Origin of the sequence: Enterobacter sp. SM3 (assembly GCF_009811935.2) — a bacterium.
Lineage (GTDB): Bacteria > Pseudomonadota > Gammaproteobacteria > Enterobacterales > Enterobacteriaceae > Enterobacter > Enterobacter asburiae_D.
Map to the genome: position 1 here is coordinate 4,004,581 of NZ_CP099971.1, position 13,772 is coordinate 4,018,352.

At 53.4% G+C, this 13,772-nt stretch carries 10 protein-coding genes; all 10 read right to left on the bottom strand.

The window, feature by feature from the left end:
- Positions 1–7: 7 nt before the first annotated feature.
- The gene (locus tag GVO84_RS18740; protein ID WP_121424634.1) at positions 8–661 is read right to left on the bottom strand and encodes a T6SS protein Cts1T; all 654 of its coding nucleotides are present in this window, start codon (positions 659–661) and stop codon (positions 8–10) included.
- 14 nt (positions 662–675) lie between these two features.
- Positions 676–4,503 (bottom strand): type VI secretion system membrane subunit TssM, encoded by a 3,828-nt coding sequence (gene tssM / locus GVO84_RS18745; protein WP_236545887.1) that lies wholly within the window; start codon positions 4,501–4,503, stop codon positions 676–678.
- A gap of 11 nt (positions 4,504–4,514) precedes the next feature.
- Positions 4,515–5,870: a type VI secretion system protein TssL, long form gene (gene tssL / locus GVO84_RS18750; RefSeq protein ID WP_121424636.1), complete on the bottom strand. Its 1,356-nt coding sequence runs from the start codon at positions 5,868–5,870 to the stop codon at positions 4,515–4,517.
- Positions 5,870–7,216, bottom strand: a complete 1,347-nt coding sequence (tssK, locus tag GVO84_RS18755; protein WP_121424637.1) for a type VI secretion system baseplate subunit TssK — start codon at positions 7,214–7,216, stop codon at positions 5,870–5,872. Before tssK ends, tssL begins: the two co-directional genes overlap by 1 nt.
- A gap of 3 nt (positions 7,217–7,219) precedes the next feature.
- Positions 7,220–7,747 (bottom strand): type VI secretion system lipoprotein TssJ, encoded by a 528-nt coding sequence (gene tssJ / locus GVO84_RS18760; protein WP_183078915.1) that lies wholly within the window; start codon positions 7,745–7,747, stop codon positions 7,220–7,222.
- Between the two features lie 89 nt (positions 7,748–7,836).
- Complete coding sequence (locus GVO84_RS18765; protein WP_121424639.1) at positions 7,837–8,322, bottom strand: Hcp family type VI secretion system effector; 486 nt, start codon at positions 8,320–8,322, stop codon at positions 7,837–7,839.
- A gap of 159 nt (positions 8,323–8,481) precedes the next feature.
- Positions 8,482–9,981: a type VI secretion system contractile sheath large subunit gene (gene tssC, locus GVO84_RS18770; protein ID WP_121424640.1), complete on the bottom strand. Its 1,500-nt coding sequence runs from the start codon at positions 9,979–9,981 to the stop codon at positions 8,482–8,484.
- A 21-nt stretch (positions 9,982–10,002) separates the two neighbouring features.
- Positions 10,003–10,521: a type VI secretion system contractile sheath small subunit gene (tssB, locus tag GVO84_RS18775; protein ID WP_121424641.1), complete on the bottom strand. Its 519-nt coding sequence runs from the start codon at positions 10,519–10,521 to the stop codon at positions 10,003–10,005.
- Between the two features lie 90 nt (positions 10,522–10,611).
- Positions 10,612–11,160 carry a fimbrial protein gene (locus GVO84_RS18780; protein WP_121424642.1) on the bottom strand — a complete coding sequence of 183 codons (549 nt, stop codon included), beginning with the start codon at positions 11,158–11,160 and terminating at the stop codon, positions 10,612–10,614.
- Complete coding sequence (locus GVO84_RS18785) at positions 11,151–13,748, bottom strand: fimbria/pilus outer membrane usher protein (protein WP_159514880.1); 2,598 nt, start codon at positions 13,746–13,748, stop codon at positions 11,151–11,153. Before GVO84_RS18785 ends, GVO84_RS18780 begins: the two co-directional genes overlap by 10 nt.
- Positions 13,749–13,772: the final 24 nt, after the last annotated feature.

Here is a 13,772-nt window from a genome sequence, read left to right on the forward strand (position 1 = left end):
CATATAATCACCTGATACGTTGTGAATCCAATATTTTTCTATGTCGACTTTCCCGCCATAACCATATCCCTGACTCGTTTAATAGGCAGTCAGGCCAGTTTTTCCATGGCATAACGTCAACACCATCGCTATTTCGGATGCAATAGTCTTGCTGTGATCCCTCCCTGAGTAAGGCCTGCGAACGAGTTTTAAAACGCCACGCTGGCGTCAGCGCAAAAGACTCCCAAAATGGAGAATAAGCACGCTGCAGTGCCGTGCGCCATTGCCGCAGCAATGGTGTGTTGCAGGCAGAAAAATCATTTTCCTGTACCATATTTAAAATTCTGCTCATCCAGAACGTCAGTGAAAAATCGGCCTGCATATTCTTATTCAGCCACTGGTGTGATACCGGGCTGTACATTCCCACAAGCGACTTTTCACCTTGTTCATTACAAAGAATCTTACACGCCCCGACATAATGATATTTATCCTGTGCAGTGCTGGACGATATGACAAAACACCACGGATAAGCCGTAGATAAATATTCATCTGTCATTGCCGCCGCCATGTTTGACAGAATTTTCTGAGAAATAAAAGCCTCCTTCTGACGCTGTTTTTTTCTCTTTCTGCAAAAAGGACTCGCACGCGACTCACCACCAAGTAAATACAGTCGTAGAGACATCTTTCCCTCGGATTTTAATATTCGCCAGGACAACGAAAATCTTTCAACATATCCACGACCAGTTGATCTTTGAAGGTTAGCCCCGCGACCTCAAGATCCGCACGTCTGGCGTCCAGAGAATAACGCAAAATCAGTTCATCAGTATCCGTTGAGGAAATATCGCGGGCGCTATCCAGCCAGCGTAAAAGCGACCATGGACCGCTAAACGTCAGCGACGAATTCCCCGTTGCGACCCTTGGGGTCACGTTCATTGTCGTTTTTGATACGGCACGCGACGTCGGCCAGACGATCGACGCCGATGAAACTGGACCGTGCGCATAATTCACCTGCTGACCATCAAAATTCATATTGAGCTGCGTAATCACCGGATCCAGATGCTGAACCGAAATATCAAACGCGAGCGCTAATTTTCGGCCATTCTCACCCTGGAAAAAGGCTTCGCGAATTTCCGCCGCCTGCTCAAAAAAAGCCAACATATTCGCATCATCCGTCTCAACATCGCCTTTATAGCGCCACGGCTGCGAAGAAGTATCGACTTTATCCGCGAGGTATTTTTTGTAATAGTCGTCGACCAGGCCGCCCACCGCGAAAAAGCGCTCAAAGTCAGCGCGTTTGACTTCACGCGAGGTATCGGCAAACGGATAACGCCCCTTCAGCGTGGCGCGGCAAACCTGCCCGATGCTCTCTTCAATCCCTTCATTGCTTCTGGCGATAGCCTCCTGGCTGGCGTGATGGTAAACGCTGTCCAGCAGCGGTCCCACCAGGTGACTCAGCGGATCGGGCCAGGTTTGCGATTCGGCACTAACTTTCAGGGCGGTATTCGGCAGCGACGGCGAGTTACCGTTTTTCAGCGCATCGTCGTAAATCACAAAAAGCGTGTATTGTTCGCTTAACGCCCCCATCAACTTGCCAAGCTCCGCGCCGGTCATGGCAGGGCTTCCTTCCTGCATCAGTTCCCGGCTACCGGTGGCAAATTCACGCAGCGGGGCAAACTGGTTATCAACCCGCTCTCTGAGCAACTTCTTTTCCATGCTGGCATAAGCGAGACTCACCTTTTCCGCCGCATTCAGAATTCGGCCTTTAGTGCTAACGTTATCAAGCAGCGATTTTTCATCGCTTTTCGCCAGCGTCGTCTCCTTCACGATGCGCTGAATGAGATTCACCAGCGGCGAACTGGAGGCGCTGAGCGTTCGCAGCATATAGATATTTGCCGCGACACCTGCGCTGCCGTAATCCTGCGTGAGCACGTTCTCTTTAATACGAATATTGCTCAGAAAGTCCTGCCAGTACCGGGTATATTCATCCAGATAGAGGGCGAGAATTTGCTGCTGCACCGGGTTAACCAGCGTGCCGTCGCTGCCGAGGGCCACCTTTGGCGGCGCGGCGTCCGGCTTCGCTTTCCCCAGCACCCAGGCATCCTCACGCGTTAACAGCATCAGCTCCGGACCCATTTTTTTTTTAAACGCCTCGTAATACCCGGCCCGGGTAAAAAGGCCGGGAATGGCGCTCCCGCTATACTCCTCGCTCAAAGTAAACAGGTCACCGCCTTGGGATTTTGCCATTTCACCGAGGGTTAAATCCGCTGGCGCGTCCTGCGCCAGGGAGGCTTTGATACGCCCATAAAGGCGGCTGGCTAAGTCTTCGCGTTCCAGCACCGCCCGCGCGTATTTCACCAGGCCTTCATCCACATCCTGACCAAAACGCCGCCACTCCGGCTCCGCAAAAAGCTGGGTCAGATGCGAGACAAAAATCTGCCGCTCTTCATAGGGCTGGAGCTTGCCGATGCGCTCCCACAGTTGGGTAATGCTGACGATCATCTCTTGCTGGTCGAACTTGCCCTGGCCGGTGACCTGCAGATAGAGCTTTAACAGGCTGTAGATGCGCGCCGCGTCACCGCTTTCAATCGCGTCCTGTAACGACACCACCACCTGCTGCTGGATCTGCGGCAACAGCAGCCGCTGAAGGAAGTATTGATAGAGCGAGTCCGACGCTGTCGCCACATCCGTGCCGGTATACAGCCCATAACGCCACGACAATATCGGGTTCAACACATCCAGCGTGCCATAGTCCGGCAGCGAGTGTGAAAGCGCCAACAGGCGCGGCAGCATGGTGTCGTTCGCCGCATGGTTGAAGCGGTCTACTTCTCCGCGCAGCGCGGCAACTTTCGTCTCGATGGCATCCAGATAACCGCTGTTGTTGTGATAGCTGTTATAGAAGCCGTTTAACAATATAAAGGCGATCGCGATGCACAGCGTATGGCCAAGGAAGCGTTGCAGGCGGTACTTTGACTGGTTAGCCAGGTTATAGCGCGCCAAATGCAGATCCTTAACGATCACGTCGCTAAAGGGCTGTTTAAGAAAATACTGCCGCCCGTAAGAGACATCGTTAACCAGAAAATCCTGGTCGTCTGACTTCGCGCTCAGCGACGCCATCCCCTCCGGAGACTTATGTTCGACGTAGTTTGACCAGTGACGAATCACGCTCTGGTTATTCAGCAGGTTAAAATCAATCGGCTGATGGCTGCTGCTAAAATAGATACCGCGCAGCTGGGTATAGCTTTGCGTTTCATCGTAGCGGGAGGCAAAAAAGATGTTATGTACCACTTCCGCCACCATGCCGGAAAGCAGGTGAAAGTCTTGCGGCAACGCATACATCTTTTTGCGATCCCGATGGTCATACTCCTCCTGCTGACGCACGATCATCTCGCGCTCCAGGCGCTCTTCAAGGAGGGAGAACTCCTCGACAATCTGGCTACGCAGCCCCGAGACGGAAACGGTTTTGACATCGCCATAAGGGAACGTCACGCCCCAGACCTGCTCGCGTTCCTGATCGGTCAGGATCCTGAAATACTCGGTAAAACCCGGTAACTGATCGAGTTTCGTCACCAGCACATACACCGGAAAACGCACGCCGAGCGTCTGCCGCACATCCTCAATTTTTGCCCGCAGGCTGGCCGCCAGCTCAAACAGTTCGGCTTTATTGCGGCACATCACGTCGGCGGCGGAAAAGGACAACACCACGCCGTTAATCGCCTTGACCGGCCGGTGTTTTTTCAGCGCTTTCAGGATAGCTCGCCACTCGCTGAGGTATGTTTCCGGCTCGCTGATGTATTTCCCGGACGTGTCAAGATAGATAGCGTCATTGGCGAACCAGCATTCGCAGTTGCGGGTAGGCGAGGCAGGCTTGCCGACCTGATTCAGCTGCTCCGGCAGCGGGAAATTCTGGCCGGATGCCAGGATCGCCGACGTTTTGCCGGCGCCAGCGGTCCCAATCATCATATACCAGGGCAGCACATCCAGCGGCTTACGTGCCAGGATCACGCGCTGGAAAAACGACAGCGTGCCGCGGCTTGTATTCACGTAGTTGACCGCATTGCTAATGACCGCCATCACTTCCGAGCTATTATCGTCCGCGACCGGCCCCTTATTGCGGGCAAACTTATTGAGCAGCTCAGGGTTGTCTTTCAGCGCCAGCAGTAATAACCACAATCCGTATAACAACGCGACCAGCAAAATCACGGCAATGATCGCCAGCCTGACGCTCACCGGCGCAACTGGCCAGCTTTCGCCCACCAACAGGAAGGGGCCAAATACCCAAACAATGACGCACAGCGTTGCGGTCAGCGCAATAAACGCGGGCCAGCCCAGCCAGAGACAGACGAGACAAAACGCCGCCAGCAGAATAAAAATAATGCGCGACTCAATGCTCTGCAGAGGACGAGACTCACCAAATCCAAAGAACGGTCCCAGGAACCAGATGGCGGCGATCAATAACGCCACACCGCACACAATCAGCAGCGTCTTCATAAACCGCGTGGTGAAGACTCTATTTAAATAAGACATTGTCGTCCTCATTAGTACGTGACAAAAAACTCGACACGGCGATTCTTCGCCCTTCCCTGAGCCGTCGCATCGGACGCCACGGGTTGACTACTCCCCACGCCACGGACTTTCACTTTGCTTTCAGGCAACCCGGCCGAAATAAAATATTGCGCTACTTCCGCCGCTCGTTTTTCCGAGAGCACAACGTTATTGGGCAAGCCTGGCCGACTGATCGGGGTGGCGTCCGTATGACCAACAATTACTACGTCACCGTTCACGCGTCGGACTTCGCTGGCGATACGTTCAATGACGTTCACCATCTCCGGCTGAACGCGGACAGATCCGGACAGGAACAGCGCATCCCCTTTCAGCACCACTTTGCTCTGCTTCTGGCTCTCATCCACGCTCAGAAGCTGCTGCCTGATTTCGTTACGCAGCAGCACCGCCAGCTTCAGACGCATGGCAGGTTGCGCCACGGGCACGCTGAGGTTTTGCATGGCATAGATGCCATTGGTGATGCCATCGCTGCGCGACAGTAACCAGAATTTGCAGCAGAGAAACGCCGACGCCACCAGTACGCCTGCGCACAACGCGCTTAGCCGTACGGGGATCACTATCTTCTCGCGCACCGCTGGTCCGTGCGGCTGCAGACCATGCGGCGACAGCGTGGGCGGAGTGGTGTTTCGCGTGCTTTGGATCAGGGTCAGCAGACGCTGGCGGATTTTGCTGAGCTGGCGATCGCCATCTTCAATAATGCTGTAGCGCCCTTCAAACCCCAGCCCCAGAATGCGCAGCAATACCTCCAGCACATCCGCGAATTCGGTAGGATTCATGGAGAGACGGCCAACCAGCAGGAAGAATTTATTCCCACCGTCGTTATCCCCTTCAAAGTGGTTCAGAAGGTTGCTCTGCGACCATCCCGCCTCAAGCCCCCATGCCGTGGTATGCGCCGCCTCATCCAGCGCGGTGCAGAGGCAATAACGCACGATCGCCATCTTTTTCCACGGAATATTCACCTCGTCGCAGACGACGCCGAACAGGGTAATCTGGCTCTTAAGGGTGTTTTTGAGGATCTCTACATGGGTGATATCCTTAATTTGCTCCGGCATATCGCCAAGCGAGCGCAGTAGCGGTTGCGCAGCCTCCAGCAGAGGATTTTCCGCCGCCTTCACGCGTAAGATCCGCTGCTGCACACTTTCGCTTTTCAGCGCGTGTTCGCCACGCGGCGCATGCTCGCCAACCGGCCCGGCTTCACCTTTCGACGTCGCTTCCGGTTCCTGTATCCAGTCCCCTTGTTCATCCAGAAGGAACTTACCCAACGCCTGCGGCGAGCTGTCCTCGAACTCCGTCGGTTCCGCGGAGACTTGTGGATTAATATCGTCTTTCATCAGTTCCTGATTCCCCAAAGTTCCATCTTCAGGCCAGGGAACTCACCCGCAATATGCAGCGCCAGCGCGCCAGTGGTTGAAATCTTGTCCCAGAAAGGCCCATTTTTGAGCAGCTCAAAATAGACGTAGCCCGTGCTGTACGGGATCTGCCGCGGCGGTACCGGCAGCCCCTGCAGCACCAGGCCCGGCAGGTGCGAGCGAACCAGTTCATGGAGCTGTTGCGGTGCGCTGATTTTGGCCTGCGCCTGGAACTGCTGGAGCAACACGTCCATCGGCAGCTGCGCATGAACCGCCAGCACCAGGTTTGAGAACGAACGTAACTCGTTCGGCAGCATCGAGGCCGCCCAGACACCGTTGCCTTTAGCCTGCAGGTCAATAAGCTGCCCGGCCCGCACCAGGATCTGGTTCAGCAGGTCATGCACATCGTCGACCAGGGGACGAATGGAAGGATAGAGGCTGGCGTGGTCATAGCCCGGTGCGCTCTTGGGACGACGCGTTTTGGTACGCACAAAGGTCGAAAGCTCGCCGGCCAGCTTCGCCAGCTCTTCGTAAAGCACGATAGGCGGTAGTTCCGGGATATGGCGCAGGTGATCGAGAATCGGCTCGTATTTATTGAAAATCTGCAACAGCAGATAATCCACCACCTCGGAGCTGGCGCTGGCCTTGCCGTCTGACGCCGACAGGCGATGCGCCAGCATTCCGGCGCGCATTTTGACCAGACCATTAAGATGGGTCAGCCATTCGCTCAGCAGGGGGTTAGCCGCATAGCCGGTAACGGGTGGAATATAATCGTCCAGATGCAACAGCACGCTGCCATCGGGCTGAATCGCCTTGACGCGGGTCAGCGGCAGACCAATCCACGATTCGGTCATTTCCGTTTGCGACATCAGCCTGAGCCGCAGTTTGGCCAGTTGAACCGGCTTCGGCCCCTGGCGAATCGCATTGGTATCGCAGAGTTCCGCCTCTTGCGCGTGAAAACGCGCCAGCGAGCTGACATCATGCTGGCTGAAGATGGTCTCATCGCTATTATCAAGACGTAACGGTACCGCCAGAAAAATCGTCTTGCCCAGGTGTTCAGGCAAAATCGTGAGCGGCTCGGGTAAATCAGCGTGATCGGGCACATCAAAAGGCGTACCGTCCGGCAATACACCGCGCGCGGTCCGCAGCACCAGCTTGCCATACGACAGCGCCTCGCGGTCGATTTCATACTGCGAGAATCCCCAAAAGAAGGGGCTCAGGGTTGATGCTCTTTTATGTGCGTAGTATTCAAAATAGCGTTCTTGCTGTTGAAAAAGCTGCGGACGAAGAAACAGCCCTTCACTCCAGACGACTTTATTCGTTCTCACGGTTTAATCCATTTCTTTAATTGTTATTGCTGTTTTCTGGAAATGCACATTCAACTCAAGCGAATCATCGCTAAAGAAACTCGGCCGCCACCACGATGTTTTCTTTTCTGGCAGATCCCAACTCGCCAGCCAGAGAGAATCATTTAGGCTGCGATAGGCACCAATGAAAGCAAGGCTGCGTGTAGTACCGTCTGGTTTAATCAGAATGGTGCGCGACTCTCCGGGTTGTAAAATCGCTTCATAGACTTTTGAAGCTGCTGCCTGTACAGGCTTACTGGTCCCATCAACAATTTCATAAAAATCCGCATTGGTTAAAACATCCAGATCCTTGACGTTATAAATAAATATATTGAGTGGCGCCGGGTCGCCCATTTCATTTGGGTTAATATCGCTTGCCGCCAGCAGATTTATTTTTATTTCATCACCATCGGTCGCCGGACTGCTGCTTCCACTACAGGCGACTAAAAAGAGTGACAGTAAAAAAACTGCCGTTCCTTTGAGTATGTGTTTTATTTCTTTTCCGCTCAGCATACGTTTCCACTCAATCCATCCAAACTGCGTCATTATGAGAAGAGTTTGCCGCCGCAGCGGCAAAACTCTGTCAGCGAACCTGGCGTTAATTAGCTGCGCAGGTTAGCTTTTACGTCATAACTTGTAGAAATTACGCCAGACTTCGCGCCTTCGGCGTTCTGCATGACGTAATCCTGAGTCAGTTTAGTGAAGGCGAACGTCACACGTTCACGCGGGCGCGTTTCGTCAGCGTGGGAACCGGCTGTTTCAACGCGGGTAATGATGACATCGGAGAATTTAATGGTCAGATATTCCAGCGGATCGCCGCCAGCTTTACGAATCACAAACTGAATGTCCTTAATATGCTTACCGGACAGGCAGTAGCTCAGCAAATTAGTACTGGCCTTATCGACATAGTGCTCAAAGCAAAAATCTTCAACCGTTGCTTTACCTGCACCGCCGCCGGAACCGCTGTGCATATTTGAACTCTGCGCGCTGGCCCAATGCCAGGAAAGCACTTCGATTTCATTTTTATGGGTAGCATCAAGAGATTCGCCTTCGATGCCATCAATTTTAATAAACATATCCTGAGCCATACGATTTCCTTAATTAGCTCTTAGTAACAACGTTACTCAAACAGTAACGAACGAAATGAAGACAAAATAGTTTTTGCCTTTCACAGTGCGCAGAAATCCCTGCGCAACCGCATTTTCAAGAATAATGAGACTATTATTCTTATTAATTCATTGACTGAATTACGCCACGTCTTTCAGTGACGGTAATTTAGCGACCATGCGCAAAGAAACGGTCAGACCTTCCAGTTGGAAATGAGGACGCAGGAAGAATTTCGCCTGGTAATAACCCGGATTGCCTTCCACGTCTTCCACCACCACTTCCGCCGCCGCCAGCGGACGGCGCGCTTTGGTTTCCTGCGATGAGTTAGCCGGGTCGCCATCGACATAATTCATGACCCAGTTATTCAGCCAGCGCTGCATATCTTCACGCTCTTTGAACGAACCGATTTTGTCGCGCACGATGCACTTCAGGTAATGTGCGAAACGTGAACAGGCGAACAAATACGGAAGACGCGCGGAAAGGTTGGCGTTGGCCGTTGCGTCTGGATCGTAATATTCCGCCGGTTTCTGCAATGACTGCGCGCCAATAAATGCCGCGTAATCGGTATTTTTACGGTGAACCAGTGGAATAAAGCCATTCTTCGCCAGCTCAGCCTCGCGACGGTCAGAAATCGCGATTTCCGTCGGGCATTTCATATCCACGCCGCCATCATCGGTCGGGAAGGTATGACACGGCAGATCTTCCACCACGCCGCCGCTCTCTACGCCGCGAATCATGGTGCACCATCCGTAATGCTTGAATGAGCGGTTGATGTTGACCGCCATCGCATATGCGGCGTTAGCCCAGACGTATTTGCTGTGATTCGCACCGTCGGTATCTTCTTCAAAATTGAAGTTATCCACCGGGTTAGTGTTGATACCGTAAGGCAGACGAGCAAGGAAGCGTGGCATCGCCAGACCGATATAACGAGAATCCTCAGACTGACGCAGGGAGTTCCACGCGGCATATTCCAGGTTCTGGGTAAAGATTTTCGTCAGATCACGCGGGTTAGCCAGCTCCTGCCAGGAGTCCATCTGCATAACGGATGGCGAAGCGCCGGTAATAAACGGCATATGGGCAGACGCCGCCACCTTACCGATGGAGGAGAGCAGATCCACATCCGGCGCGCTGTGGTCGAAATGGTAATCTGCCACCAGGCAGCCATAAGGTTCGCCACCAAGCTGACCGTACTCTTCTTCGTAGATCTGCTTAAACAGCGGGCTTTGATCCCATGCGATCCCTTTGTAGCGCTTCATGTTGCGACGCAGGTCATCTTTGGAAATGTCCATGAAACGCAGCTTCAGCTTCTCATCGGTTTCGGTGTTGTTCACCAGGTAGTGCAGACCGCGCCAGGCGCTTTCCAGACGTTGAAACTCTTCATGATGAAGGATCAGGTTTATTTGCTCTGACAGCTTAAGGTCAATCTCCGCGATAATCGCCGCGATGTTTTTGTAAGCATCGTCGGCCATGGTGATCGAGGTAGAGAGCGCCTGCTCCGCCAGGGTTTTCACCGCCATTTCGACCGCCGATTTCGCCTGCTCGGATTTCGGCTTAAATTCACGGGTCAGTAACGCATTAAAATCATTTTGCGTTGCGGCCTGCGGCGCGGCCTGCTTATGGTTTTGTGCTTGAGTTGCCATTTTGATCTCTCTGATTCACATTCAGGACGCGGCTTCGTCAGCCTGTTTAGGTTTTGGCGCCGATGCCAGGGTGTTCAACAGCGACTTGTCATTCAGCACCTTCATCACCAGGCTTTCCGCGCCTGCTTTACCGTCCATATAGGTCTGCAGATTGGCGAGCTGCGTACGGGCTTCGAGAAGCTGAGATAATGAATCAACTTTGCGGGCGATCGCATCCGGAGAAAAATCGTCCATGCTTTCAAAGGTCATATCGACCATCAGCTGCCCTTCACCCGTTAAGGTGTTTGGCACCGCGAACGCCATACGCGGGCGCATGGCTTTCATACGCTCGTCAAAGTTATCGATATCGATACTCAGGAATTTGCGGTCCGCCACAGGCGGCAGCGGCTCAAGCGGTTTTCCGGATAGATCCGCCAGCACGCCCATGACGAACGGCAGTTCAATTTTCTTTTCACTGCCATAGATTTCTACGTCGTACTCAATTTGTACGCGCGGCGCACGGTTACGTGCGATAAATTTTTGTGAGTTACTCTTGCTCATATGGATATATACTCTTTAATCACCGTTTATGTATAAATCATGACTGGTCTGATAGTTAACGTTCAGATAATTCGCTGATTCCACTCCCTGTTATTTATAAACAAGCTCGACTCCCGCTACCGTCTGGACTTTGCCGGCAGTAGCAGCTGAGTCACCCTTCGCATAATAGCTCGCTAAAAACCTATGACTTAATGGGTCTGCCGTGGCAGAAATAATATAGTCCTGGCCTGAGGTCGCATCATCGATAATGACCTGCGAACTGTCTTCTTTACGTAATCTGATCTGAACATTTTTGCTCATATCAGGTCCCGTATCGTTAATAAGGTTTCCCGTTGCGGTATCCGTGCCGGAGATGCTGCTATTGAAAAACACCGCAACGGTCCTGCTGGCCGGGCACTCTTTCAGGGTGATATTAAATGGTACGCTGCCCGCTTCGCTGCCATTGGTCTGCAGCGAAATAACCGAAATTTTAGGCAAGGTGACGACTTCATTATTGCTGCCATTATTAATCTCTACGACGCAGGTTTCGTCGGTATAAGTCCCGGTAAAATATACGTCCATTGAGTAATTAACTGCATAGGCGCAGGCTGTCGGGATCCCCAGCAGAGCCAGGAAGAGTGTTTTTTTGATTAATGACATACCACCTCCACCTGCGTAACAGAACCGGCCGATTCACTTATTTTTTTAGCGATATCACTATTGGAGTAAATCGTGCACAGACGATCGCCAGATGCGTTTTTCACGTATAAATTACTGCTCTCAGCCTGCCAGCCACGAATAAACGCCATACCACCCTGGCCAATAATGCCCAGACTATTATCCAGCTGATCGAAAATATCGGCACCGATAGGCAAAGGCTGTCCCTTTCGATCCCGGACAATTAATACCGCAGGCGCTCCCACCTTCGTTTTGATATTCACTTTTACCGCGGCGCCCATTCGCGGAATAACCGTGCTTTCACTTTCCAGCACATCCACGTTATCAGGCAGTCCCACGGTATTCACCGCAATGGTGTTTTCACGATAGGGCGTGAGCGACGGCACAATCGCAAAGCCGCGGGAGTCGATGCGTGAACCATAGCCATTCAGCATCCTTGCCCCTTCTGCGCCCGGCGCGTCAATCAACGCAAACGGCGCATCGCCCAGTCGCGGCCCCAGCGTAACGCCGCCGCTATGCGCCACCACGCTGCCGTTTGCCGACAGTGAGAGCTGACGCGTCTTATTCCCCACCGACGCGGTCGCGCCAAGCTGTCCTACCGGCGCGTTGTAATTTACGTTGCCATTGAACGCCGCCTGCGTTGACGTATCCTGCGCTTTATTAAGCGAGGTGCCCACGCCGTAGCTCAGTTCATTCTGTACGCCCTGGCTGCCGATGGCATTCATCTGGAATCCACTGCCGCCGTTATTGTCATGCGTGGCGGTGGAGTAGACCGTGTTGAACAATGGTTTTTCTGTGATGCTGCGTCCCAGCGGTACGCTGACGGACAGCATCACGTTATTCACGTTTCGGCCGTCGCTGTTATACGACCGGGAAGCCGACACCGACCACGAGAAATAGCGCTCGGATTTGCTATACGAGACCATGTACTGGCTGGTCGATGGTCGATCGTCCCAGTAGTTATAAAAATTACCGGAAAAATTTATCCTGCTGCCGTTCCATAACGGCTGACCGATGCTCACGGTAAAGCGCTGTCGGGTACGGTAATCCACCATGTAATCATTGTTTCTGGCGCCATAGCGCTCAAGCGCCGCATCGCGGAGGCTGTAAAACCCCGTTGATGAGTATCGGTAAGCTGCCAGCGTGACGTCTGTCGACGTGGTATCCAGGAACTTACTAAAACCAATATTAAAACTGTTGCCGGAGGAGACCTTGCCACCGCCAAGTTCACTTCGCGCGCGGGTCGCATCCAGCGATACGCCTCCCAATGGGGTATTAAACGCGTTTCCTAGCCCTACCGCAGCGTAGTGATCGGCCAGCTGGCCGCCGCCGTACAGGGTATACATATTGCCAATGCCATACTGGTAAAAGCCCTGGGCCACACCGGGTTCTTCGGCGAGTGCATCGTCCTGCAACTTACCGACCGTCACGCCAAAACGGCTTACGCCGGCGTGCAGCAGCATCGGCGGCGCGGAAAAGGGCACCACCTGCGTCCGCTGGCGGCCATCCGCCTCCGTCACCGTCACCTGCAAGTCACCGCCATATCCCATTGCGCCAATGTCGCTCAGTTCAAACGGTCCTGGCGGCACGGTTGTCTCGTATAGCGTCTGCCCCCGCTGCGTCACCTGGACTTTGGCGTTAGTTTCAGCGATACCGCGTACCATCGGCGTGTAGTAACGTAAGCCTTCCGGCAGCATACGGTCGTCAGACTGTAGCTGTATCCCCCTCACCGTCATGCTGTCGAACAGATCCCCGCTGGTCGAGCTATCGCCCAGCGTCAGCTGACTTCTGAGCACCGGAACGTCGCGCTGCAGATACGTCATGAGGGAGTGGGTATGCGTTGATCCCGTACTGCTCCAGTTGGTATTCAGCCGCTTACGAAATCGCCAGTCATACACGTTCAGTCCCATCATCAATCCCAGGTTGCCGCTGGCGGATCGATCGTTTCCTCCGCCGGACTGATTGACGCTCTGCTGAGCATAGGCGTTGGCGTTATAGTCCAGTACCCCCGCCAGCACGCCAGGATCCCACGACGCAGGATCGGTATAACCACGCGGAAACTGCACCATGAAAGCCTGCGGAATAACCAGATTGAGATAAAAATCGCCGGGCAAATAATTCGCGCTCGCGCCTTCCACCCACTCGTCCACCCTGGCGCATTGCCCGCTTTCTGACGTCTCAGGTTTTGCCGTCACCTTAATTCCCAGATGACTCAGTTCGTCATACGTGAAGCATGGCTGGGCGCTAACATTGCCTTTAACAGGCTTAAACAGCACCTTACGCTGCCCCCGGCTCAGACCATTGACGGCGACCTGCACCGCATACTCCCCTGCCGGCGCCGGGTTGCCCTCGTAAAAACGAGAGACATCAACGCTAAGGCCGTGAATGAACGAGCTGTTAAATTTCACAACGTCATTTTTACCGCTGGTTGCCAGATCGCCGGTGCTGGCCTGTGCCAACACAGAAACGCTGGCGCCAAAAGAAGCGATAAGGATATGGCGTATCGCCGCCGCGATTTTTGATTCACGGATTGCGCGGCGTGCATGTTTTTTTATCTCTTTCGGATCCACGTCCTTGTCTCCCCCGCCAGGCGA